22 protein-coding genes are annotated in these 25679 nt (G+C 41.6%); 20 read left to right on the forward strand and 2 right to left on the reverse strand.

Going from position 1 to position 25679, the window contains the following annotated elements:
- Nucleotides 1-337: 337 nt before the first annotated feature.
- Together secE and nusG are read left to right on the forward strand one after the other, a co-directional pair.
- A complete protein-coding gene (secE, locus tag ACNAV8_RS10050; protein ID WP_103854411.1) occupies nucleotides 338-751 on the forward strand; it encodes a preprotein translocase subunit SecE in 414 nt (137 codons plus the stop codon).
- Nucleotide 752: 1 nt separating this feature from the next.
- On the forward strand, nucleotides 753-1304 hold the full coding sequence (gene nusG, locus ACNAV8_RS10055; protein WP_103854984.1) for a transcription termination/antitermination protein NusG: 552 nt from the start codon (nucleotides 753-755) through the stop codon (nucleotides 1302-1304).
- A 404-nt stretch (nucleotides 1305-1708) separates the two neighbouring features.
- Here the strand turns inward: nusG and ACNAV8_RS10060 are convergent, their stop codons facing one another.
- On the reverse strand, nucleotides 1709-1996 hold the full coding sequence (locus ACNAV8_RS10060) for a helix-turn-helix domain-containing protein (RefSeq protein WP_415777667.1): 288 nt from the start codon (nucleotides 1994-1996) through the stop codon (nucleotides 1709-1711).
- A gap of 154 nt (nucleotides 1997-2150) precedes the next feature.
- Here ACNAV8_RS10060 and ACNAV8_RS10065 point away from each other — a divergent pair, with 154 nt between their 5' ends.
- The 7 genes from ACNAV8_RS10065 (at nucleotide 2151) to rpoC (ending at nucleotide 13834) form a co-directional block, all read left to right on the forward strand.
- Nucleotides 2151-2531 (forward strand): hypothetical protein, encoded by a 381-nt coding sequence (locus ACNAV8_RS10065; RefSeq protein ID WP_126371128.1) that lies wholly within the window; start codon nucleotides 2151-2153, stop codon nucleotides 2529-2531.
- 152 nt (nucleotides 2532-2683) lie between these two features.
- Nucleotides 2684-3112, forward strand: coding sequence for a 50S ribosomal protein L11 (gene rplK / locus ACNAV8_RS10070; RefSeq protein ID WP_103854413.1), 429 nt, complete (start codon nucleotides 2684-2686; stop codon nucleotides 3110-3112).
- 3 nt (nucleotides 3113-3115) lie between these two features.
- On the forward strand, nucleotides 3116-3805 hold the full coding sequence (gene rplA, locus ACNAV8_RS10075) for a 50S ribosomal protein L1 (RefSeq protein ID WP_103854986.1): 690 nt from the start codon (nucleotides 3116-3118) through the stop codon (nucleotides 3803-3805).
- A gap of 370 nt (nucleotides 3806-4175) precedes the next feature.
- Nucleotides 4176-4667, forward strand: coding sequence for a 50S ribosomal protein L10 (gene rplJ / locus ACNAV8_RS10080; protein WP_103854415.1), 492 nt, complete (start codon nucleotides 4176-4178; stop codon nucleotides 4665-4667).
- Nucleotides 4668-4718: 51 nt separating this feature from the next.
- On the forward strand, nucleotides 4719-5090 hold the full coding sequence (rplL, locus tag ACNAV8_RS10085; protein ID WP_103854416.1) for a 50S ribosomal protein L7/L12: 372 nt from the start codon (nucleotides 4719-4721) through the stop codon (nucleotides 5088-5090).
- A gap of 354 nt (nucleotides 5091-5444) precedes the next feature.
- Nucleotides 5445-9473, forward strand: a complete 4029-nt coding sequence (gene rpoB / locus ACNAV8_RS10090) for a DNA-directed RNA polymerase subunit beta (RefSeq protein ID WP_103854987.1) — start codon at nucleotides 5445-5447, stop codon at nucleotides 9471-9473.
- 98 nt (nucleotides 9474-9571) lie between these two features.
- Nucleotides 9572-13834: a DNA-directed RNA polymerase subunit beta' gene (rpoC, locus tag ACNAV8_RS10095; RefSeq protein ID WP_415777679.1), complete on the forward strand. Its 4263-nt coding sequence runs from the start codon at nucleotides 9572-9574 to the stop codon at nucleotides 13832-13834.
- 3 nt (nucleotides 13835-13837) lie between these two features.
- Here rpoC and ACNAV8_RS10100 read toward each other — a convergent pair whose 3' ends face one another.
- On the reverse strand, nucleotides 13838-14047 hold the full coding sequence (locus ACNAV8_RS10100) for a hypothetical protein (protein ID WP_415777668.1): 210 nt from the start codon (nucleotides 14045-14047) through the stop codon (nucleotides 13838-13840).
- 110 nt (nucleotides 14048-14157) lie between these two features.
- Here ACNAV8_RS10100 and ACNAV8_RS10105 point away from each other — a divergent pair, with 110 nt between their 5' ends.
- The 11 genes from ACNAV8_RS10105 (at nucleotide 14158) to asd (ending at nucleotide 25443) form a co-directional block, all read left to right on the forward strand.
- Entirely contained in the window at nucleotides 14158-14736 is a 579-nt protein-coding gene (locus tag ACNAV8_RS10105) for an acetate uptake transporter (protein WP_341476370.1), read from the forward strand.
- Nucleotides 14737-14907: 171 nt separating this feature from the next.
- Nucleotides 14908-15708, forward strand: a complete 801-nt coding sequence (gene nudC / locus ACNAV8_RS10110; RefSeq protein WP_415777680.1) for an NAD(+) diphosphatase — start codon at nucleotides 14908-14910, stop codon at nucleotides 15706-15708.
- Nucleotides 15709-15719: 11 nt separating this feature from the next.
- Nucleotides 15720-16784: a uroporphyrinogen decarboxylase gene (hemE, locus tag ACNAV8_RS10115; protein ID WP_415777669.1), complete on the forward strand. Its 1065-nt coding sequence runs from the start codon at nucleotides 15720-15722 to the stop codon at nucleotides 16782-16784.
- Nucleotides 16785-16793: 9 nt separating this feature from the next.
- Entirely contained in the window at nucleotides 16794-17384 is a 591-nt protein-coding gene (locus ACNAV8_RS10120) for a YjaG family protein (protein ID WP_103855028.1), read from the forward strand.
- A gap of 151 nt (nucleotides 17385-17535) precedes the next feature.
- The gene (locus tag ACNAV8_RS10125) at nucleotides 17536-17808 is read left to right on the forward strand and encodes an HU family DNA-binding protein (RefSeq protein ID WP_017805492.1); all 273 of its coding nucleotides are present in this window, start codon (nucleotides 17536-17538) and stop codon (nucleotides 17806-17808) included.
- Between the two features lie 158 nt (nucleotides 17809-17966).
- Nucleotides 17967-18749: a DeoR/GlpR family DNA-binding transcription regulator gene (locus tag ACNAV8_RS10130; RefSeq protein ID WP_103855029.1), complete on the forward strand. Its 783-nt coding sequence runs from the start codon at nucleotides 17967-17969 to the stop codon at nucleotides 18747-18749.
- A gap of 41 nt (nucleotides 18750-18790) precedes the next feature.
- On the forward strand, nucleotides 18791-20623 hold the full coding sequence (gene glmS, locus ACNAV8_RS10135) for a glutamine--fructose-6-phosphate transaminase (isomerizing) (RefSeq protein ID WP_415777670.1): 1833 nt from the start codon (nucleotides 18791-18793) through the stop codon (nucleotides 20621-20623).
- Between the two features lie 156 nt (nucleotides 20624-20779).
- The gene (locus ACNAV8_RS10140; protein ID WP_103855030.1) at nucleotides 20780-22009 is read left to right on the forward strand and encodes an MFS transporter; all 1230 of its coding nucleotides are present in this window, start codon (nucleotides 20780-20782) and stop codon (nucleotides 22007-22009) included.
- A gap of 149 nt (nucleotides 22010-22158) precedes the next feature.
- The gene (gene ftsE / locus ACNAV8_RS10145; RefSeq protein WP_126371162.1) at nucleotides 22159-22809 is read left to right on the forward strand and encodes a cell division ATP-binding protein FtsE; all 651 of its coding nucleotides are present in this window, start codon (nucleotides 22159-22161) and stop codon (nucleotides 22807-22809) included.
- A 279-nt stretch (nucleotides 22810-23088) separates the two neighbouring features.
- Complete coding sequence (gene ftsX / locus ACNAV8_RS10150) at nucleotides 23089-24003, forward strand: permease-like cell division protein FtsX (RefSeq protein ID WP_415777671.1); 915 nt, start codon at nucleotides 23089-23091, stop codon at nucleotides 24001-24003.
- Between the two features lie 324 nt (nucleotides 24004-24327).
- On the forward strand, nucleotides 24328-25443 hold the full coding sequence (gene asd, locus ACNAV8_RS10155) for an aspartate-semialdehyde dehydrogenase (protein ID WP_103855032.1): 1116 nt from the start codon (nucleotides 24328-24330) through the stop codon (nucleotides 25441-25443).
- Nucleotides 25444-25679 lie beyond the last annotated feature (236 nt).

The raw sequence follows: 25679 nt of genomic DNA on the forward strand, positions 1-25679 counted from the left end.
CAGTAGGTGCGGGTGTTGTAGCGAAAATCATCAAATAATGATGATTGCTAGGTAACACTAGAAAAGCTAAAAGCTAAGAGAGGGCATCGAAAGATGCCCTTTTGTTTTGCTTGGATTTTGCAATGAAAAATCTGGAAAAAATCACCGCACTTTTGTTATAAAAGAATAAATAAAGTGCGGTATAAATTTTAGGAGTTTTTTCTTTGCGCAGATTTATGTCCTTATTGTATGAAATCACGAAAATTTCTCTTATTTTTAATAGGCAACAAAATAAGAAAATGCTACAATTCCCCGTTCAAAACAGCATCCCGATTTTAATTGAATAATGGATACAATTATGGCGTCAAATATTGATAAAAAGAAACACGCTGAACAAGCGGAACATCTTCAAAAATCGAAAGGACTAAATACCTTTTTATGGCTACTCGGCATTGTCATTATTGCCGTTGCAGCAGTGGGAAATATTTATTTTGCAGATCAATTTTCTACTCCAATCCGCGTGGTTGCGGTAGTGATCTTATTACTTGTTGCTTTGGGAATTTTAGCAATTACGAACCAAGGAACAAAAGCACGAGCCTTTTTAAAAGACTCTAGAACAGAATTAAGAAAAATTGTATGGCCAACACGTTCTGAGGCGATGCAAACAACCTTGATTGTAATGGCTGTTACAATGATTGTTTCCCTAATTTTATGGGGGCTTGATTCTATTATTGTTTCTGTAATTAATTTCTTAACAAATTTGAGGTTCTAAGATGACAGAGAATACTCCAAAAAAACGCTGGTATGTGTTACAAGCATTTTCTGGCTTTGAAGGCCGTGTAGCAGCAACATTACGCGAATATATTAAATTGCACCAAATGGAAGATCAATTTGGTGAAGTGCTTGTGCCGACAGAAGAAGTGGTTGAGAATGTTGGTGGTAAACGCCGTAAAAGCGAACGTAAATATTTCCCAGGCTATGTATTAGTGCAAATGGAAATGAATGATTACACTTGGCAGCTTGTGCGCAGTGTGCCACGCGTAATGGGTTTTATTGGCGGTACGCCAGATAAACCTGCCCCGATCAGCAATCGCGAAGCAGATATTATCTTAAATCGCCTTGAGCAAAATTCTGATAAACCGAAACCAAGAACCGTATTCCAGCCGGGTGAAGATGTACGCGTTAAAGAAGGTCCATTTGCTGACTTTAACGGAACAGTGGAAGAGGTCGATTACGATAAAGGTCGCCTAAAAGTTTCTGTTTCAATCTTTGGTCGTGCAACACCTGTTGAGTTAGAGTTTGGACAAGTAGAGAAAAATAATTAGTGTACAAAAAGGTAAGCAATGCTTACCTTTTTTATTTGGTTTTTATCATTTTGAACAGAATAAAAATATTTGAAACTATTTTTTGTGGAAGCTGTCCTTCTTCTTTCTTGATAAAAGATTCCATTCTGAAAAATGGAATAGTGTGAGGAGGAAGATTTATAGTCTCTAAAAGACAATATTGTTATGTTTTGTTTGAAGCAGAAAACTGTTCAGGTGGTGATTATGAGCTTAGCAAAAGAGTACCACCTCTAAAAGTAATAAAGAAATCTAGTCTCTTGGGAATGTTTTTTAAAGAAAAAATGACCGTATTTTAAAGAAATAAAGGTATTGTTTTATTCTTTTTTCAATAATAGGATAATTTCTTCTAATTGTTTAATCTCTTTCTCTTTTTGTTTTAGCAGTTCTTACTTGTGTGTGATGATAAGCTTGAGTTTTTCATTTTCTTGTGCAACGGCATCGCTGTTTGCATAATATACAGAATTATTTTGGCTATTTTCGCTGAATAAACAAAAAAATCCTTTTTCTGTTGCAGAGTATAATTCAGAAACGTTAATGTGAAAAATTTCAGCAATCTTTTCTAATTTTTCTAGGCTTAATTTTGAAATGCCGCGTTCCAGTTTCGAATATCCATTCAGTGAAATTCCCAACTTCTCAGCCATTTCTTCTTGGGTGAATTGGTTGATTTCTCGCATTGTCCTTACTGTTTCGTGGATTTTCATATTTATCTCTCTTAAGTTGAATTTTTCTTACTAATACGGTCAAATTTAATACTTTGAGTTGGTGTTGTCTATGGTTATAAGAGTATATCATATAATCTCATTAATCATGTATTACATAGAGGTCATTATGGGATTTTTAGGGACAATTTTTTCTACGATAACTAATAAATGGACTGACACAGCCACTTATCTTGAAGCCACAGATTGTAGAGGTGAAGGGCACAGAGTTAGAATTATGAAAGAGGATGGTAAGTTTAGGATTTATCCTAATTACCAGCTTTTGAATTTATTGAAAAAAGATCCAGAGATAATTATGCAATTCTCAGTTAATGGTAGTATATTAAATGCAATGAATTTTAATATGGTAATTAAAGGCGATTATCTTGAGTCTAAATTTGCAAGTGCATTATTATTTGATTTTGAGAGAGTATTATATAAGCATGGGGTGATTCAAATTGGGTTAAATGGAATTAGTGCTGGAATGTATAATAGCAAAGGTTATTTCTAATATTTTTGTTGTAACTCTGCTTAAAGTTATTGTATAATTCGCAGTCTATCACGAGCAAGTCATCTTGCTCGTGGTTTTTTGTAAAGCATCTTTGATGTGTTTCAATTAACGGGGAGCTGAAAAGCGTTATCACCCATAACGAGGAAATTAAAATGGCAAAGAAAGTTCAAGCCTATATTAAGTTGCAAGTTGCAGCAGGTATGGCTAACCCTTCACCACCAGTTGGTCCTGCATTAGGTCAACAAGGTGTGAACATTATGGAATTCTGTAAAGCATTCAACGCACGTACTGAGAGCTTAGAAAAAGGTTTACCGATTCCAGTAGTGATCACTGTATATGCAGACCGTTCATTCACTTTTGTTACTAAAACTCCACCAGCAGCGGTATTATTGAAAAAAGCAGCTGGCATTAAATCTGGTTCTGGTAAACCGAACAAAGATAAAGTAGGTAAAGTAACTCAAGCACAAATCCGTGAAATCGCAGAAACTAAAGCAGCGGATATGACTGGTGCAACAATCGAAACTAAGATGAAATCTATTGAAGGTACTGCGCGTTCAATGGGTTTGGTAGTGGAGGACTAATCAATGGCTAAACTAACCAAACGTATGAAAGCAATCAAAGCGGGTGTTGATTCAACCAAAGCTTATGAAATCAATGATGCGATCGCAGTATTAAAACAATTTACTAGCCCTAAATTCGTAGAAAGCGTTGATGTGGCAGTAAATTTAGGTATTGATGCACGTAAATCTGACCAAAACGTTCGTGGTGCGACTGTGTTACCAAACGGTACAGGTCGTAACGTTCGCGTTGCTGTGTTCACTCAAGGTGCTAACGCAGAAGCTGCGAAAGAAGCGGGTGCAGATTTAGTGGGTATGGAAGATTTAGCAGAGCAAATCAAGAAAGGCGAAATGGACTTTGATGTTGTTATCGCTTCTCCTGATGCAATGCGTGTTGTAGGTCAGTTAGGTCAAATCTTAGGGCCACGTGGCTTAATGCCAAACCCGAAAGTGGGTACTGTAACTCCAAACGTTGCTGAAGCAGTGAAAAATGCAAAATCTGGTCAGGTTCGTTACCGCAATGATAAAAACGGTATCATTCACACCACAATCGGTAAAGCAGACTTCACCCCTGAGCAATTAAAAGAAAACTTACAAGCATTACTAGCCGCCTTAACAAAAGCAAAACCTGCTTCTGCGAAAGGTGTATTTATTAAGAAAGTAAGTCTTTCTACCACTCAAGGTGCAGGCGTTGCAGTAGATCAAAGCAGCCTATAATTTGAGTTTTGAAAACGGCTTATCAAATGGAATAAGCCGTTTTTTATGATTGGCATTTAGATATAAAAATTAATGGTTAGAACTTTTTGTTTACATTGATTATAAATATATCTATAATGCCCGACCTAAATCTGCTTAGGTAGATTTTTGATGGTGCTTACTATCAAGCCCCATCCAAGACCGTAGGCGAAATGATGCGAATCATTTCTTAATTTTAACGCCTGCGTAGATGGTGGACAGACAGAATTTTCTGCTTCTGGACACCTCTTAGCCTCAAAAAAAGAAATTGCCTTGCAGTAAAAGTGCGGTGGATTTTTTGAGATTTTTTAGAAGTTCCGCTTAGGCGGAGTGTATCAGGAGCTAACAGCCAATGGCATTAAATCTTCAAGACAAACAAGCAATTGTTGCTGAAGTAAATGAAGCAGCCAAAGGTGCCCTATCAGCAGTTATCGCGGATTCTCGTGGTGTAACCGTTGATAAAATGACTGAATTACGTAAAGCAGCTCGTGAAGCTGGTGTTTCAATGCGTGTTGTGCGTAACACTTTATTACGCCGTGCAGTTGAAGGCACTGATTACGAGTGCTTAAAAGATGCGTTTGTAGGTCCAACACTTATCGCATTCTCTACTGAACACCCAGGTGCAGCAGCACGTTTGTTCAAAGATTTTGCAAAAGCAAATGATAAGTTTGAAATTAAAGGTGCAGCCTTTGAAGGTAAGATCCAAGATGTTGAATTCTTAGCAACATTACCGACTTACGAAGAAGCAATTGCACGTTTAATGGGTACAATGAAAGAAGCTGCGGCAGGCAAACTTGTTCGCACTCTTGCAGCATTACGCGACAAATTACAAGAAGCAGCTTAATCCAAGCGTTTCTTACCAGGTTTAACTTATTTACTTTAGGAATTGATTGTTATGTCATTAACTAACGAACAAATTATTGAAGCGATCGCTTCTAAATCAGTAACTGAAATCGTAGAATTAATCTCTGCGATGGAAGAAAAATTCGGTGTTTCAGCAGCAGCGGCTGCAGTAGCAGTAGCAGCTGGCGGTGACGCTGGTGCAGCTGAAGAAAAAACTGAATTCGATGTAGTTCTTGCAGCAGCAGGTGCTAACAAAGTAGCAGTTATCAAAGCAGTACGTGGTGCAACTGGCTTAGGCTTAAAAGAAGCTAAAGACTTAGTGGAATCTGCTCCAGCAACCTTAAAAGAAGGTGTAGCGAAAGCTGAAGCTGAAGCACTTAAGAAAGAATTAGAAGAAGCTGGCGCGCAAGTAGAAATCAAATAATTTTGATTTTTCAGCGACCAATTCTGGTTCTAAAAACCCCGATAGTGATATCGGGGTTTTTGTTTATATGATTTTTAGTTGCTTGACTTTTATTTATTTATTCTTATATAATAACCAGCCATTTTTAATTCACTAACCTTTTTGGATTAAAAATATACTGAATAATCACCGTTTTGTTGCGTGAATCAGGCTAGTTTTCTGGTAGTTTGATGGCAACCCGCTCATCAGAAGTAAGGTTCAGAGTGCGGTATCTGAAAACGGATTCATCATTGATATGATAAAAATGCGTGAAAAAATCACCGCACTTTTCTTTTATATCAACTCGGTCTCACTAAAATTTACTGAGGAAAACCAATGGGTTACTCCTATACTGAGAAAAAACGTATTCGTAAAGACTTCGGCAAACGTCCGCAAGTTTTAAATGTACCTTATTTATTAACTATTCAACTTGATTCTTTCGATAAATTTATCCAAAGAGATCCAGATGGTCAGCAAGGCTTAGAAGCGGCATTCCGTTCGGTATTTCCAATTGTCAGCAACAATGGCAATACGGAATTACAATATGTGAGCTATCGCTTAGGCGAGCCAGTATTTGATGTGCGTGAATGTCAAATTCGCGGCACCACTTATGCTGCACCATTGCGTGTGAAATTACGTCTTGTTAGCTATGACAAAGATGCCGCGCCAGGCACAATTAAAGATATTAAAGAGCAAGAAGTTTATATGGGTGAAATCCCATTGATGACAGATAACGGAACATTTGTGATTAATGGTACAGAGCGTGTAATCGTTTCGCAATTACACCGTAGCCCAGGCGTATTCTTTGATAGCGACAAAGGTAAAACGCACTCATCAGGAAAAGTGCTTTATAACGCACGCATTATTCCTTACCGTGGTTCTTGGTTAGATTTTGAGTTTGATCCAAAAGATAACTTATATGCGCGTATTGACCGCCGCCGTAAATTGCCGGCAACCATTATTTTGCGTGCATTAAACTATACAACAGAAGAAATTTTAGACTTATTCTTCGATAAAGTTGTTTTCCAAATTGAAGATAACAAATTATTAATGACCTTAGTGCCAGAAAGATTGCGTGGTGAAACGGCAACTTTCGATATTGTGGCAAATGGAAAAACTTATGTTGAAGTCGGTCGCCGTATTACTGCTCGCCATATTCGCGCCCTTGAAAAAGACAATGTGACTCAGGTTGAAGTACCAACCGAATACATTGTGGGTAAAGTGGCAGCGAAAGATTATGTTGATCTTGAAACTGGCGAAGTGATTTGTCCTGCCAATGGTGAAATTACGCTAGAGATTTTAGCGAAACTCGCTCAAGCAGGTTACAAAACGATCGAAACCCTATTTACTAACGATTTAGACTACGGCCCGTATATTTCAGACACTTTACGCGTTGATCCAACTACTGATCGCTTAAGTGCATTGGTTGAAATCTATCGTATGATGCGTCCAGGTGAGCCGCCAACAAAAGAAGCGGCAGAAGGTTTATTTGATAACCTGTTCTTCTCACCAGATCGCTATGATTTATCTGCGGTGGGTCGTATGAAATTCAACCGCTCTTTAGGCATTGAAGAAACGACTGGTAGCGGCATTTTAAGCAAAGAAGATATCGTTAATGTAATGCGTAAATTAATCGATATCCGTAACGGCCGCGGCGAAGTAGATGATATTGACCACTTAGGTAACCGCCGTATTCGTTCTGTAGGTGAAATGGCAGAAAACCAATTCCGTATTGGCTTAGTGCGTGTTGAGCGTGCGGTGAAAGAGCGTCTTTCTTTAGGTGATCTTGAAGCTGTAACTCCACAAGATTTAATTAATGCCAAACCAATTTCGGCAGCGGTGAAAGAATTCTTTGGTTCATCACAACTTTCTCAGTTTATGGATCAAAATAACCCGCTTTCAGAAGTAACCCATAAACGCCGTATTTCAGCCTTAGGGCCAGGTGGTTTAACCCGTGAACGTGCAGGCTTTGAGGTGCGAGATGTTCACGCAACTCACTATGGTCGTGTGTGTCCAATCGAAACCCCTGAAGGTCCAAACATCGGTTTGATCAACTCTTTAGCGGTGTATGCGCGTACTAACGATTATGGTTTCTTAGAAACACCATACCGCAAAGTGGTAAACGGCCAAGTTACAGAAGAAATTGAATATTTATCGGCCATTGAAGAAGGCAAATATATTATCGCGCAGGCGAACTCAAACTTAGATGATGAATTACGCTTTACCGATACTTTCGTAACCTGTCGTGGTGAGCACGGTGAGTCTGGTTTATATCGTCCAGAAGAAATTCACTATATGGACGTATCCACACAGCAAATTGTTTCTGTGGCAGCAGCGCTTATCCCGTTCCTTGAACACGATGATGCGAACCGTGCTTTGATGGGTGCGAACATGCAACGCCAAGCGGTACCAACCTTGCGTGCGGATAAACCATTAGTCGGTACAGGTATGGAAAAACCGGTGGCGTTAGACTCTGGTGTTGCGGTTGTAGCAAAACGTGGCGGAACAATCCAATACGTTGATGCTTCGCGTATTGTTGTAAAAGTAAACGAAGATGAAACCGTTGCAGGTGAGGCAGGGATTGATATTTACAACCTTGTGAAATATACCCGCTCTAACCAAAATACCTGTATTAACCAAATTCCTTGCGTGAAATTAGGTGAGCCAATTGAACGTGGTGAAATCCTTGCCGATGGTCCATCAACGGATCTTGGTGAACTTGCCCTCGGTCAAAATATGCGTGTGGCATTTATGCCTTGGAATGGTTATAACTTTGAAGACTCAATGTTAGTGTCTGAGCGTGTGGTGCAAGAAGATCGTTTCACCACCATTCACATTCAAGAGCTTTCTTGTGTGGCGCGTGATACCAAATTAGGCTCTGAAGAAATCACTGCGGATATTCCAAACGTAGGTGAAGCGGCATTAAGCAAACTTGATGAATCAGGGATCGTCTATATCGGTGCGGAAGTGAAAGGCGGTGATATTCTTGTGGGTAAAGTTACGCCAAAAGGTGAAACCCAATTAACCCCAGAAGAAAAATTATTGCGTGCGATCTTTGGTGAAAAAGCCTCTGACGTGAAAGACTCTTCATTACGCGTACCAAACAGCGTATCAGGTACGGTTATTGACGTTCAAGTGTTCACCCGTGATGGCGTAGAAAAAGATAAACGTGCCTTAGAAATCGAAGAAATGCAGCTAAAACAAGCGAAGAAAGACCTCGTTGAAGAATTAGAGATCTTAGAAGCAGGCTTGTTTGCACGCGTTCGCAATGTGTTGATTTCAGGCGGAATTGACGCTGCGCAATTAGATCAATTAGAACGCACCAAATGGTTAGAACAAACCCTTTCAGACGAAGCGAAACAAAGCCAGTTAGAGCAATTAGCTGAGCAATATGAAGAACTTCGTAAAGACTTTGAGCATAAACTTGAAGTGAAACGCGGCAAAATTATCCAAGGTGATGATCTTGCGCCGGGCGTATTGAAAGTGGTGAAAGTGTACCTTGCGGTGAAACGTCAAATCCAACCAGGGGATAAAATGGCGGGTCGTCACGGTAACAAAGGGGTTATCTCAAAAATCAACCCAGTTGAAGATATGCCGTATGACGAAAATGGTCAGCCAGTAGATATCGTATTGAACCCACTGGGCGTACCTTCTCGTATGAACATCGGTCAGATCCTTGAAACGCACTTAGGTTTAGCGGCGAAAGGAATTGGTGATCAAATTAATGCAATGATCAAACAAAAACAAGATGTTGAGAAATTGCGTGGTTATATCCAAAAAGCCTACGACTTAGGTGGCGGTTCACAAAAAGTGGATCTTTCAACCTTTACCGATGAAGAAGTAATGCGTTTAGCGCAAAACTTACGCAAAGGTTTACCATTGGCAACGCCAGTATTTGATGGTGCGCACGAAGAAGAAATTAAAGGCTTATTAGAGCTAGGTGGATTGCCAACTTCAGGTCAAATCACCTTATACGATGGTCGCACAGGTGAGAAATTTGAACGTCCAGTAACCGTAGGTTATATGTATATGCTCAAATTGAACCACTTAGTTGATGACAAAATGCACGCGCGTTCAACAGGTTCTTATAGTCTTGTTACGCAGCAACCATTGGGTGGTAAAGCACAGTTCGGTGGTCAGCGTTTCGGTGAGATGGAGGTTTGGGCGCTTGAAGCTTATGGTGCCGCTTACACCTTACAAGAAATGCTCACGGTGAAATCCGATGATGTGAACGGCCGTACGAAGATGTACAAAAACATCGTGAGCGGTAACCAACAAATGGATCCGGGTACACCAGAATCTTTCAACGTAATTATGAAAGAAATTCGTTCACTCGGTATCAACATCGACTTAGACGAAGAATAATCTGATAAGCGAAAGCTAAAGTACGCTCAAGTGCGGTGAAAAAATTCAAAATTTTACACCGCACTTGGATAAGTTTAACTCCGACAGGAGCAAAATCTGTGAAAGACTTAGTTAAGTTTTTAAAAGCACAATCTAAATCCAGCGAAGATTTTGATGTGATCAAAATTGGTTTAGCCTCACCGGATATGATCCGTTCTTGGTCATTTGGTGAAGTTAAGAAACCTGAAACCATCAACTACCGTACGTTTAAACCAGAGCGTGACGGGCTTTTCTGTGCGCGTATTTTCGGGCCAGTAAAAGACTACGAATGTTTATGCGGAAAATATAAACGCTTAAAACACCGTGGGGTAATTTGTGAAAAATGTGGCGTAGAAGTGACACAAGCAAAAGTTCGCCGTGAACGTATGGGTCATATTGAGCTTGCTTCACCTGTTGCTCATATCTGGTTCTTAAAATCTTTACCGTCCCGTATCGGCTTATTATTAGATATGCCGTTGCGTGATATTGAACGTGTACTTTATTTTGAATCTTACATTGTTACTGAGCCGGGAATGACTGATCTTGAAAAAGGTCAATTATTAACGGAAGAACAATATATGGACGCAGAAGACCGTTGGGGCGATGAATTTGAAGCTAAAATGGGTGCAGAAGCGATCCAAGCGTTATTGCGTGATATGGATCTAGAAGTGGAATGTGAAACCTTGCGTGAAGAATTGCAAGAAACCAATTCAGAAACCAAACGTAAAAAAATCACTAAGCGCTTAAAATTATTAGAATCTTTCATTCAATCAGGTAATAAACCTGAATGGATGGTGATGACCGTATTGCCAGTGTTACCACCAGATTTACGTCCATTAGTTCCACTTGATGGCGGACGTTTTGCCACTTCAGATTTGAACGATTTATATCGCCGAGTGATCAACCGTAATAACCGTTTAAAACGCTTATTAGACTTGATCGCGCCGGATATTATCGTGCGTAACGAAAAACGTATGTTACAAGAATCTGTTGATGCGTTATTGGATAATGGTCGCCGTGGCCGTGCAATTACTGGTTCTAACCGCCGTCCATTGAAATCACTTGCGGATATGATCAAAGGTAAACAAGGTCGTTTCCGTCAAAACTTATTGGGTAAACGTGTAGATTACTCCGGCCGTTCTGTAATCACCGTAGGGCCATACTTACATCTACATCAATGTGGTTTACCGAAAAAAATGGCGTTGGAATTATTCCGTCCATTTATTTATGCCAAATTAGAAAGCCGTGGCTTTGCAACCACAATCAAAGCAGCGAAGAAAATGGTTGAGCGTGAAGACGCAATCGTATGGGATATTTTGGCAGAAGTAATTCGCGAACACCCAATCCTATTGAACCGTGCGCCAACTTTGCACCGTTTGGGTATTCAAGCCTTTGAGCCGATCTTAATTGAAGGTAAAGCGATTCAATTACACCCATTAGTGTGTGCGGCGTTCAACGCGGACTTCGATGGTGACCAAATGGCGGTTCACGTGCCATTAACCCTTGAAGCACAGCTTGAAGCGCGTGCCTTAATGATGTCAACCAACAACATTCTTTCACCAGCAAATGGTGAGCCGATTATCGTACCATCACAGGACGTTGTATTAGGTCTTTACTATATGACCCGTGATAAAGTGAACGGTAAAGGCGAAGGAATGTTATTGCAAGATCCACGCGAAGCGGAGAAAGCTTATCGTACAGGTCAAGCGGAATTACATTCTCGTGTGAAAGTGCGTATCACAGAATATGTGAAAGATGCTTCTAACGAATTTGTACCGCAAACCAGCCTTGTGGACACCACAATTGGTCGTGCCATTTTATGGATGATCGCACCAAAAGGTATGCCATTTAGCTTGTTCAACCAAACCTTAGGCAAAAAAGCGATTTCAAAATTAATTAACGAAAGCTATCGCCGTTTAGGATTGAAAGCGAGCGTATTGTTTGCTGACCAAATTATGTACACCGGTTTTGCTTACGCAGCACGTTCTGGTTCATCAGTAGGGATTGACGATATGGTGATCCCAGCGAAGAAATACGAAATTATTTCAGCCGCAGAACAAGAAGTTGCAGAAATCCAAGAGCAATTCCAATCAGGTTTGGTAACAGCAGGTGAGCGTTATAACAAAGTAATCGATATTTGGGCGGCGGCGAATGAGCGCGTAGCCAAAGCGATGATGGAAAACCTTTCTCAAGAAGAAGTGGTAAACCGTGAAGGCGAGCTAGAAAAACAAGCTTCATTTAACAGCATCTTTATGATGGCAGATTCTGGAGCGCGTGGTTCTGCTGCACAGATTCGTCAGCTTGCAGGTATGCGTGGTTTGATGGCGCGTCCAGATGGCTCAATTATCGAAACACCAATTACCGCAAACTTCCGTGAAGGCTTGAACGTACTTCAGTACTTTATTTCAACCCACGGTGCGCGTAAAGGTTTGGCCGATACGGCATTAAAAACGGCGAACTCAGGTTACTTAACCCGTCGTTTAGTAGATGTGGCACAAGATTTAGTGATCATCGAAGATGACTGTGGCACTTACGAAGGTATCGTAATGACCCCATTAATCGAAGGGGGAGATGTAAAAGAACCTCTGCGTGATCGTGTATTAGGTCGTGTGGCGGCAGAAGACATCTTAAAACCGGGTACAGATGAAGTTTTAATTCCGCGTAATACCTTATTAGATGAAAAACTTTGTGATCTGATTGATGAAAATTCCGTAGATAGCATCAAGGTACGCTCTGTTGTAACCTGTGATACCAACTTTGGTGTGTGTGCGAAATGTTACGGACGCGATCTTGCACGCGGACACCTTATCAACCAAGGTGAAGCCGTGGGTGTTATCGCTGCGCAATCAATCGGTGAGCCGGGTACACAGCTAACGATGCGTACGTTCCATATCGGTGGTGCGGCATCTGCGGCAGCGAAAGAATCAAGCATTCAAGTTAAGAATAACGGTACGTTACGTTTAGCCAACGTGAAATTCGTAACGAACAAAGAAGGCAAATTGGTCTTAACTTCGCGTAACACGGAATTAACCATTATTGACGCATTTGGTCGTACCAAAGAGCATTATAAAGTGCCTTACGGTGCAGTGTTAAACAAAGCAGATGGCGATGAAGTGAACGCAGGCGAAATCGTAGCGAACTGGGATCCACATACAATGCCAGTGGTTTCTGAAGTATCAGGTTTCGTGAAATTCGTAGATATTACTGACGGTGTAACTGTAACTCGTCAAACTGATGAATTAACTGGTTTATCTTCAATCGTAGTACAAGATGTGGGTGAACGTGCAACAGCAGGTAAGGATTTACGTCCAACCATTAAACTTGTTGATGCGCAAGGCAACGACATTCTTGTTGCAGGTTCAGATATACCAGCACAGTACACCTTGCCAGGTAAAGCGATTGTTACTCTTGAAGATGGTGCGGAAGTTCACGTGGGGGATTCTCTTGCGCGTATTCCACAAGAATCAGCGGGAACAAAAGATATTACCGGTGGTCTTCCACGCGTAGCGGATCTCTTTGAAGCGCGTAAACCGAAAGAGCCTGCAATCCTCGCAGAAATTTCGGGTATTGTTTCCTTCGGTAAAGAAACCAAAGGTAAACGCCGCTTACTCATCACACCAACTGAGGGTGAAGTGTACGAAGAAATGATTCCAAAATGGCGTCAGCTCAACGTATTTGAAGGCGAAATGGTAGAACGTGGGGATCTTATTTCTGATGGTGCAGAAACGCCACATGATATTCTACGCTTGCGCGGTGTACACGCCGTTACGGATTACATCGTAAACGAAGTGCAAGAAGTTTACCGCTTGCAAGGGGTAAAAATTAACGATAAACATATCGAAGTGATCGTTCGCCAAATGTTGCGTAAAGCCATCATCACTAAAGCGCATGACTCTGAATTCTTAGAGGGTGAGCAAGTGGAAGTAGCACGTGTGAAAATGGTTAACCAAAAACGTGAAGCAGAAGGTAAACCATTGGTTGAGTTTGAACGTGAGTTATTGGGTATCACCAAAGCTTCATTGGCGACAGAATCCTTTATCTCAGCGGCCTCATTCCAAGAAACCACTCGTGTGCTTACAGAGGCAGCCGTGGCAGGTAAACGCGATGAATTGCGTGGCTTGAAAGAGAACGTTATCGTTGGTCGTTTGATCCCAGCAGGTACAGGTTTTGCGTATCACCAACAACGCCAGAAAAACCGTGCAGCAGGTATCATTGAACCTGAACAGCCAACCAAAGCATCAACCATCTCTGATGAAGAAATTGCATCAGAATTTACATTTACCGCAGACGATGCAACCGCAAGTCTTGCTGAAATGTTAAATATGGCGGAAGATGCAGAATAATCGCTAACAAGCAACCAAAAGCCCGAACATTGTGTCGGGCTTTTTTATTTGCACGAATAAATAAGTGCGGTCAAAAATTCGTAAATTTTCTACCGCACTTAGCAAATAAACCGATTTTAATAATGGATAGAACAGAAGATATTGGCTGTACTTTGGTACTACATAACGTTTTGTATGTTTAACAAAGCACATAAAGTGCGGTGAAAAATTCATAAATTTTCCACCGCACTTAAAAAATTATCTTAGCCAAACTTTTCTGCTTCATTTCTACAAAATTGCTTTATTTTCAAAGCAATATCAAGCATAATCCGCCCTTTGATTTTATTAACAAACTAGGAAAACAAATGACAACTCAAACAACAGAAAAATTGGCAAACCCAGGCCCATTAGGGTTATGTGGTTTTGCTTTAACTACTTGGCTATTAAGTTTAATTAACGCAGGCATTTTTGATAAACAAGACGGTATTTCTATTGTGCTTGCAATGGCATTCGCGTTTGGTGGAACGGCACAATTAATCGCAGGCATTATGGAATACCGCAAAGGCAACACCTTTGGTTTCACTGCCTTTATCAGCTACGGCTCATTTTGGTGGTCTTGGGCATTGTTCGTACAATTTATGCCAACAGCCAGCCCTGCATTTTTAGGCTGCTATTTAGCCGCGTGGGGAACATTCACCCTAATGATGTTCATCGCCTCTTTCAGCAAACCCAAAGCCCTGCGTGTGGTGTTCTTTTTCTTAGTATTAACCTTCTACGCACTAGCAATCGGTGATGGTTTTGGCTATCACGGTTTAGTACAAATCGGCGGCTGTCTAGGCCTAATCACCGCACTCAGCGCTTTCTACCTCGCCGCAGCAGAAATGATTAACGAAAATTTCGGTAGAGAGGTTTTACCGATTTAATATGTAAAAGTAGTGCGGAAACGCACTATTTTTTTACGTAAATTTTAATAGTTTTTCATTGATAAAGCGGTAAAATACTCCAAACCCTAATAAGCTTAAACTATTAATCCCCTTAAGCGATTAAACTAGCAACCAAAACCAAAGTGCGGTGAAATTTTTATGAGTTTTTCAATGCGACCTATTGAGCCAGCAACACAAGGTGCTTGGCTTTTAACCCAAGGATCGAATATTTTTCTTATCGAGGGAAAATTGCCCGAAGGAAAGGCGGAGGATTTTCAATTAACGGGGCGTTTGGCGATGGAAATTGGGCGTTGGAATGGCGCGCCGCTTTGGCTTGTTGCCGAGCAGGAAGATGGCCGAGAATATACTTCATTGCGTAGCCAGCTTCATTTGCCAGAAGCACAATTTAATTTGCTCAATCGTGGCGTGGAGATTAATCATTTTCTGAAAACCCATCGCTTTTGTGGGAAGTGCGGTTCAAAAATGGCAATGACAAAAGAAGAATTAGCTGTGCAGTGCAAAAATTCTGCCTGTGGATACCGCACTTATCCCGTGATTTGCCCTTCGATTATTGTGGCAGTTCGCCGTGGTAAGCAGATTTTGCTCGCCAATCATCAGCGTCATCAACAGGAAAAAATGTACACCACGTTGGCGGGATTTGTGGAAGTGGGGGAAAGTTTTGAGCAAACCGTGCAACGGGAAGTGTTTGAAGAAACTGGGATTCAGGTGAAAAATATTCGTTATTTTGGCAGCCAGCCTTGGGCGTTCCCCAATTCTCAAATGGTAGGATTTTTAGCCGATTATGCGGCGGGTGAAATTCGCTTACAAGAAGCAGAACTGCAAGATGCTCAATGGTTTAATTATGATAAACCCTTGCCAAATTTGCCGCCACAAGGCACTATTGCGTTGAAATTAATTAATGCCACACTGGCACTTTGTGCCGATGATGATAAAAGTGCGGTAGAAAAATAAAGGAATTTAAGATGTTTGAATTAAAAAATGATCGTCATTTGCGTGCGCTTCTGCGCGAACCTGTGGATATGACCCCCGTTTGGATGATGCGCCAAGCAGGGCGTTATTTGCCAGAATACAAAGCCACGCGTGCGCAAGCAGGGGATTTTATGTCCCTTTGTCGCAATGCAGAGTTGGCTTGCGAAGTGACACTACAACCTTTACGCCGCTATGATTTAGATGCCGCCATTTTGTTTTCTGATATTCTCACCATTCCTGATGCAATGGGGCTAGGATTGAGCTTTGGCGCAGGCGAGGGGCCTAAATTTGCGCGCCCTATCGAAAATAAAAGTGCGGTGGAAAATTTGCCAATTCCCGATCCGGAACAAGAATTGCAATATGTGATGAATGCGGTGCGCACCATTCGCCGTGAACTCAAAGGTGAAGTGCCGTTGATCGGTTTTTCTGGCAGCCCTTGGACGCTTGCCACCTATATGGTGGAAGGGGGCAGTAGCAAAGCTTTCACAAAAATCAAAAAAATGCTTTATACCGATCCACAAACCTTGCATTTGTTACTCGATAAATTAGCGGATTCCGTTGCCCTTTATCTCAATGCACAAATTAAAGCGGGTGCGCAATCAGTGATGATTTTTGATACTTGGGGCGGTGTGCTAGCTCATCGTGAATACCTTGAGTTTTCGCTGCAATATATGCAGAAAATTGTGGAAAATCTCATTCGTCATAATGAAGGGCGTAAAGTGCCGGTTACCCTCTTTACCAAAGGTGGCGGCTTATGGTTAGAAAATATCGCCAATACAGGCTGTGATGCAGTGGGCTTGGATTGGACAGTGGATCTTGCAGATGCCAAAAAACGTATCGGGCATAAAGTGGCGCTACAAGGCAATATGGATCCTTCTGTGCTTTATGCTTCACCAGAGCGCATTGAACAAGAAGTGCGGTCGATTTTAGCGGATTTTGGCGAAGGCAGCGGCCACGTTTTCAATCTCGGACACGGTATTCATCAAGATGTGCCAGAAATCAGCCCGAAAATTTTTGTGGACGCAATCCATCAATATTCTCAGCCTTACCATAAATAAGGATAAACAATGCGAAATCCTATTCATAAACGCTTAGAAAATTTAACCAGTTGGCAACATCTCACTTTTATGGCGTGTCTGTGTGAGCGAATGTTGCCGAATTTTCAGCTTTTTTGCCAAGTTACGGAACAGCCCGCGCAAAGCCGAATTTATCAAAATATTCTGAATTTAACCTGGGAATATTTAACCGTGAAAGATGCCCACATCAATTTTGATAATCAGCTCGAAAAATTTGAGGCGATTATCCCTGATGTGAATAATTATGATTTTTATGGCGTTGTACCTGCGATTGAGGCCTGCGAGGCACTTTCTGAATTATTGCATAGCCTAATTGCAGGTGAAACCTTAGAGCACGCCGTGCAAGTGAGTTTGATTTCTTTACAAACTGTTATCGGATTATTAGAAACCAATTTAGACCGAGAATTATCCGAGCAAGAACTCAAAGCAAGTGAAGAAATTGAACAAGAATTAGATGTGCAATGGCAGATCTACCGTGCGCTGCGAGAGAGCGAAGAACGCGATGTTTCCTTGATTTTAGCGCTTAAAAATGAAATTCGCGCAGAAGGAATCTCAAATATTGGTATAGAAATTAGCCAATAATGTGATTTAGATTACATTTTTGCTATTTATTGCTTTGCTTTATATAGAAGTTGATTTATTCTTTACCACACTGTGCATACAGTATTTATTATTGAGTTAGGCGTATCCTAACACTGTTAATTTAATCACAAAATAGAGAAGGTACTAATTTATGAACAAAACGGATTTAATTGATGCAATTGCAAGTGCAGCAGAGTTAAACAAAAAACAAGCTAAAGCTGCATTAGAAGCAACTTTAGATGCTATCGCAGGTAGCTTAAAAGCAGGTCAGCCAGTTCAATTAATCGGCTTTGGTACATTCAAAGTGAACGAGCGTAAAGCGCGCACAGGTCGTAATCCACAAACTGGTGCAGAAATCCAAATTGCAGCATCTAAAGTGCCTGCATTCGTTGCTGGTAAAGCATTAAAAGACGCGATCAAATAATTAATTGCCCTTATTTTTCTAACCCTGCATAATGCAGGGTTTTTTGTTTATACGATTTAGAAAAACAGTTGTTTTGTTTTCCTTAACGAATTTTCTATTTACATTTCCCTTTTCTTTCTATAATATTCCGAACCGAAATTTAGATCTAATTTAAGATTATGAAACGAAACATTCAGCCTAGAAATACGCAACAACGCCGTCATCGCATTGTGCAATTATTACAAAGCCAAGGCGAAGTGAGTGTGGAACAGCTTGTGCAGCTATTTGAAACTTCAGAGGTAACAATTCGCAAAGATTTGACCGCACTTGAAGCCAATGGTGTGTTGGTACGCCGCTATGGTGGGGCGATTTTAATGCCGCAAGAGTTACTTGATGAAAGTCAAGATGAACATCTTTCAAAACGAAAGTTAGCGATTGCTAAAAAAGCGGCGGAACGCATTGCGGATCATAATCGCATTATTATTGATAGCGGTAGCACCACTGCGGCATTGATCAATCAGCTCAATAAAAAGCAAGGCTTAGTGGTGATGACGAACTCCCTTTCCGTAGCCACTCAACTGCGTGCTTTAGAAAATGAGCCAACGCTGTTGATGACAGGGGGAACTTGGGACACGCGTTCTGAATCTTTCCAAGGGCAAGTGGCGGCGCAAGTGTTGCGTTCATACAATTTTGATCAGCTCTTTATTGGTGCGGATGGCATTGATTTAGAGCGTGGCACGACCACCTTTAATGAATTAGTGGATTTAAGCCGTGTAATGGCGGAAGTTTCCCGTGAAGTGATTGTGATGGTGGAATCACAAAAAATCGGCAGAAAAATGCCAAATATCGAATTAACTTGGCAGCAAATTGATGTGTTAGTCACGGACGATTTGCTCGCCGCTGAAATTAAACAACAAATTGAAGCACAAGGCGTGGAAGTGATCTGCGCAAGTGCGGTGTAAATTTTTCAACTTTTTTATTTTCTAACCAGAGAGGACATTTTATGTGTGGAATTGTGGGTGCAGTAGCACAACGTGATGTAGCAGAAATTTTAGTCAATGGCTTACATCGTTTAGAATACCGTGGTTATGATTCAGCGGGTATCGCGGTGCTAGATGCAAATCATCATATGCAAATCGTACGCCGTGTAGGTAAAGTAAAAGCCTTAGATGAAGCCCTTGAAGCCCATCCAATTTTAGGGGGAACAGGCATCGCTCACACCCGTTGGGCAACCCACGGCGAGCCATCAGAAGCCAACGCTCACCCACATCGTTCTGGCAAAATTGCGGTGGTACATAATGGGATTATCGAAAACTATGAAGAATTGCGTGAAGAATTACAAAAACGCGGTTATGAATTCCTTTCGCAAACCGACACCGAAGTGATCGCCCACTTAGTAGAGTGGGAGTACCGCACAGCTAGCTCATTATTAGAAGCGGTGCAAAAAACCGTGGCTCAGTTGCGAGGGGCGTATGGCACAGTGGTAATGCACCAAGATGAACCTGAGCATTTAATCGTAGCACGTTCTGGCAGCCCATTGGTTATCGGTTTAGGCGTGGGGGAAAACTTCCTTGCTTCCGATCCTTTAGCGTTATTAAGCGTAACACGCCGTTTCATTTATTTAGAAGAAGGCGATGTGGCGGAAATTTCTCGCCGTGATGTACAAATTTTTGATGCGCAAGGCAATGCTGTTGAACGAGAAATGCACGAAGGGCATTTTGAAGCCGATGCAGCAGACAAAGGGCAATATCGCCACTATATGCAAAAAGAAATTTTTGAACAGCCTGTTGCGATTATGAACACCTTAGATGGCCGTATCGTTAATGGTAAAGTCAATATTGATGCCATTGGCCCTAATGCAGCAGAAATCTTGAAAAAAGTGGAACACGTTCAAATTGTGGCGTGCGGAACCTCATACAACGCAGGAATGGTGGCTCGCTATTGGTTTGAATCCATTGCAGGCGTAAGCTGTGATGTGGAAATTGCGTCAGAATTCCGCTATCGCAAATTCGTTACTCGCCCAAATAGCCTGCTTATCACCCTTTCTCAATCGGGTGAAACCGCAGATACCTTGGCCGCATTACGCTTAGCCAAAGAATCAGGCTATATGACGGCAATGACAATCTGTAACGTGGCAAGTTCTTCTTTAGTGCGTGAATCAGATTTCGCCTTTATGACCCGTGCGGGCGTGGAAATTGGCGTGGCATCAACCAAAGCCTTCACCACTCAATTAACCTGTTTATTATTATTAAATGCGGCAATCGGACGCTTAAAAGGCACAGTGAGCGAAGAGCAAGAACATCACATTGTACAGACTTTACAACGTTTGCCAGCGCAAATTGAAAGCGCATTAGTTTACGATAAACAAATTGAAAAATTATCTGAAGATTTTGCTGATAAACACCACACCCTATTCTTAGGACGTGGCGAGTTTTACCCAATCGCAATGGAATCTGCCTTGAAATTGAAAGAAATTTCCTACATTCACGCAGAAGCCTATGCAGCTGGAGAATTAAAACACGGCCCACTGGCTTTAATTGATAGCGATATGCCGGTGATTGTGGTTGCACCAGAAAATGATTTACTTGAAAAAGTGAAGTCAAACATTGAAGAAGTGCGCGCCCGTGGCGGTCAGCTTTATATCTTTGCTGATCACGATGCAGGTTTTAGCGATGGTGAAGGCTTTAAAACCATCGTGTTACCAAAAGTGGACGAAGTAACCGCACCAATTTTCTACACTGTGCCGTTACAATTGCTTTCTTACCATATCGCCTTAATCAAAGGAACAGACGTGGATCAACCGCGTAACCTTGCGAAAGCGGTAACGGTGGAATAATCTTTCAAACAGCCTTGTAATGATTTGCAAGGCTGTTTTTTTATTTGCTTACGACTGCCAAATTAACTACACTATGTGCGCTTTTTAAGGCACACTTTTAGCAAACTTCCTTTCTTAACACTTTAAAGGCTACCCGTGAGTAGCAAAAGGACATCTATGAACAACAAAGTAAATGATTATGGCTGGAAAGCCTTGATCGGCTCTGCCGTGGGCTATGCAATGGACGGCTTCGACTTACTCATTCTCGGCTTTATGCTCAGCGCAATTTCTGCAGATTTAGCGCTCTCAAGCGCACAAGCAGGCTCCTTGGTTACTTGGACATTAATCGGCGCAGTGGCGGGTGGCATTATTTTCGGCGCATTAAGCGATCGTTATGGCCGTGTGCGAGTATTAACTTGGACAATCGTGCTATTTGCCGTGTTTACCGGCTTATGTGCGCTCGCACAAGGTTATTGGGATTTATTAATTTACCGAACTATTGCCGGCATTGGCTTAGGCGGTGAATTTGGTATTGGAATGGCATTAGCGGCGGAAGCTTGGCCTGCTCGCCATCGTGCAAAAGCCGCTTCTTATGTGGCATTAGGCTGGCAAGTGGGCGTGCTAGGTGCAGTATTGCTTACACCATTATTATTGCCAATCATTGGCTGGCGCGGAATGTTTATTGTGGGCATTTTCCCTGCTTTTGTGGCGTGGTATTTGCGAGCGAAATTACACGAACCTGACGTTTTTACCGAAAAACAGACCGCACTTTCCGCCACGACACAATCAAAATGGCAGGCATTCCGCCAATCTTTCCAATTATTAGTGAAAGATAAACAAACCGCCAAAGTTAGTCTAGGAGTGGTGGTTCTGACTTCCGTACAGAATTTTGGTTATTACGGCATAATGATCTGGTTGCCTAATTTCCTATCTAAACAGCTTGGCTTTAGCTTAACCAAATCTGGCGTTTGGACGGCGGTAACCGTATGCGGAATGATGAGCGGCATCTGGATTTTTGGTCGCCTTGCGGACAAAATCGGACGCAAACCAAGTTTTCTGCTTTTCCAACTTGGCGCAGTGATCAGCGTGATTACCTACTCACAACTGACTGATCCAAACGCAATGCTGATTGCAGGAGCCTTTCTCGGAATGTTCGTAAATGGAATGATGGGCGGCTACGGTGCATTAATGGCAGAAGCCTACCCAACTCAAGCCCGAGCAACTGCACAAAATGTGCTATTTAATATCGGGCGTGCGGTTGGTGGTTTCGGCCCTGTGGTCGTCGGTGCTGTGGTGGCAAGTTATTCGTTTTCCACCGCGATTGCGTTCCTTGCGCTGATTTATGTAATCGATATGATCGCCACCATTTTCTTAATTCCAGAATTGAAAGGCAAAGCCTTGGATTAATCGGTAAAAATGATGAGTTGTTTGGTTATGCTCATCATTTTTTTTCTGGATTGACAATTCCTTACATTTAACCCATAAATTTCTGCTCAAAAAATAAGAATATCCGTTATAATCATTCGCTTAACATAAAAAGAAAAGAGATAACAACGATGATACGCTTTGAAAACGTCAGCAAGGCTTATTTAGGTGGCAAGCCAGCCTTGCAGGGATTAAACTTTCATCTTCCGGTTGGGAGTATGAGCTATGTTCTCGGGCATTCTGGCGCGGGGAAAAGTACCCTATTGAAACTTATTATGGGTATGGAGCGTGCCAATGGCGGGCAAATTTGGTTTAACGGACACGATATTACACGCCTGTCTAAACACGAATTGCCCTTCTTACGCCGCCAAATTGGTATGGTGCATCAAGATTATCGTCTGCTTGCCGATCGTTGTATTGTGGATAATGTGGCGTTGCCGCTTATCATTGCGGGGATTCACCCAAAAGAAGCACAAAGCCGAGCCTTAGCGGCGTTAGATCGCGTTGGCTTGCGTGATCGTGCTAATCACTTACCAATCCATTTATCGGGTGGTGAACAACAACGTGTCGATATTGCCCGCGCCATTGTGCATAAACCACAATTATTGCTCGCTGATGAGCCAACAGGGAACTTAGATAACGCCCTTTCGCTGGATATTTTTAATTTATTTGAAGAGTTTAATCGTCTTGGAATGACTGTGTTAATTGCCACGCACGATATTAATATTGTTCAACAAAAACCAAAACCTTGTTTAATTTTAGAACAAGGCCATTTACGTTAGGGCTTGTTGATAATTCATTGTGCATTTGAGTTATCGTTTAAAATTAGCGCAATCGTGGCGCCTTTCAAAACTAAGAGTGGTTCTCTTGGTGAGAACGGTAACAAAGAGTGTGCTAATTTTAAACCTAACCCGAAGGGCTGAGGCTATTTTGCGTGATAGCAATGTTGAATGTGGTTCGTTTAGCCTAACTAAACGTCCGCGCGTTCGCCTTGTTCTCACAAAAAATAGCCATCAGCTCAAATGTACAATGAATTATTAACGAACCCTAAGGAAAGCCCAATGAGTTCTCGTCCAATCAATGCTTCTTGGTGGGTACAAACCCATTATGTGCTAAGAGCCGTGCTGGCAGATCTAATTAAGAAAAAATATGCGACCTTATTAACCATTATTGTTATTGCCGTTTCGCTGACTGTGCCAACGGTGAGCTATTTATTGTGGAAAAATATTCATCAGGCCACCACGCAGTTTTATCCTGAAAGTGAACTAACGGTTTATTTGCATAAAAATCTTACAGAAGCTGATGCCAATTTAGTGGTGGAAAAAATTCGCCAACAAGCAGGAGTGGAAAGCCTGAATTATGTTTCTCGCCAAGAGAGCCTTAATGAGTTCAAAAATTGGTCTGGCTTCACTGAGGGCTTGGATATTTTAGATGATAATCCATTGCCTGCGGTGGTGATTATTAAACCTGCCAAGGACTACAACGAAAGTCAAAAACGCAATGAACTGCGGGAAAATCTCGCCAAAATTAAAGGCGTGCAAGAAGTGCGTTTAGACAATAATTTAATGGAAAAACTCACCGCACTTTCGTGGCTTATCGCCCATATCGCAGTGGTTTGCACCATTTTGATGACCATTTCTGTTTTCCTTGTGATTGGCAACAGTATTCGTTCTGATGTGTACAGCAACAAAGCCAATATTGAAGTAATGAAATTGCTTGGTGCAACGGATCAATTTATCCTACGTCCTTTCCTTTATACAGGAATAATTTATGCTGTGCTGGGCGGATTATTTGCCTGCATTTTCAGTGCCATTGTGATTGGTTATTTCACCAGTGCGGTGAAATATGTAACAGACATTTTCGCCGTAAACTTTGAGCTACACGGCATAATGATCGGTGAGTTGCTCTTTCTACTCGCAATGTGCGCGCTGGTGGGCTACACCGCAGCTTGGTTATCGGCGAAAAAATACAGCTAATCTTTACGTTTTCTTTGCGCTTTCTTTTAATCCCCTTTGCTCTATGACAAAGGGGATTTTTCTTTTCCTTTCCTGCATCTTTCGGATTTTTTCAACGAGTGGTCAGTGAAATTAAAAATTCTTTGTTGAAAGATCAATTATTCGCAACTTTTTTAGAAAAACGCTTGCTTTTGTTTACGCTATCTTGTACGTTTTTTTGCACGGTTTAACGTAATTAATTTCCTGTGAATTAAAGCCGAATGGTTATTTCTTTTAACCCTTTTTTCTGTGCATAATTCACTCAGATTTTATTTTCAACACAACATTACTTATAAGGAAAATTTTATGCAAAACGTTGGTTTTATCGGTTGGCGTGGAATGGTTGGCTCGGTGCTAATGGATCGTATGCAACAAGAAAATGATTTCGCGAACATCAATCCTATCTTTTTCACCACTTCACAAGCAGGTCAAAAAGCGCCTGTATTTGCAGGTAAAGATGCGGGCGTGCTAAAAGATGCCTTTGACATCGCTGAATTACAAAAATTAGATATTATCGTTACCTGTCAAGGTGGTGATTACACCAACGAAGTGTATCCAAAATTAAAAGCAACAGGCTGGAACGGCTATTGGATTGACGCCGCTTCTGCATTGCGTATGGACAAAGATGCAATCATCGTGCTTGATCCAGTAAACCAAAACGTGATCAGCGAAGGGCTAAAAAATGGCGTGAAAACCTTTGTTGGCGGAAACTGTACAGTAAGTTTAATGTTAATGGCGCTAGGCGGTTTATTTGAGCGTGATTTAGTGGAATGGGTATCTGTTGCCACTTACCAAGCGGCCTCTGGTGCGGGTGCGAAAAATATGCGTGAATTATTGGTGCAAATGGGTGAGTTAGAAGATTCTGTTAAAGCAGAATTAGCCGATCCCGCTTCATCAATTTTAGACATTGAACGCAAAGTAACAGCAAAAATGCGTGATGCGTCATTCCCGATTGATAACTTCGGCGCACCGCTTGCAGGCAGCTTAATTCCTTGGATCGACAAATTATTGCCAGAAACAGGGCAAACCAAAGAAGAATGGAAAGGCTACGCAGAAACCAACAAAATTTTAGGTTTAAGCGACAATCCAATTCCAGTGGAGGGTTTATGCGTGCGTATCGGCGCATTACGCTGCCACAGCCAAGCATTCACCATTAAGCTGAAAAAAGATTTACCATTAGACGAAATCGAGCAAATTTTGGCTTCTCACAACGAATGGGTGAAAGTGATTCCAAACGACAAAGAAACCACCTTGCGTGAATTAACGCCTGCTAAAGTAACCGGCACATTAAGCGTACCAGTGGGACGTTTACGCAAATTGGCAATGGGGCCTGAATATCTTGCTGCTTTCACTGTTGGTGACCAATTATTATGGGGCGCAGCAGAACCTGTTCGCCGCATTTTAAAACAGCTAGTGGCTTAATTTTTAAGTAACAAAACCCATAGAGAAGCACCGCACGGCTGAAAATAAAGTGCGGTGCTTTTTTTGTGAATTTTTTAAGGCGGATTGAATGGGTAACCTGTTTTATTTCCCTTTGAATGTTGATCTGGCTGCTGGACAAAAATAATGAAAAAAACCACCGCACATTTAAAAATGTGAGATTTTATCAACAAGCAAGGAAGTCTGATGTGGCATTAATCTTCTATCTTTCTTGCACG

It is taken from the genome of Avibacterium endocarditidis (assembly GCF_965138825.1).
Classification (GTDB): domain Bacteria; phylum Pseudomonadota; class Gammaproteobacteria; order Enterobacterales; family Pasteurellaceae; genus Avibacterium; species Avibacterium endocarditidis.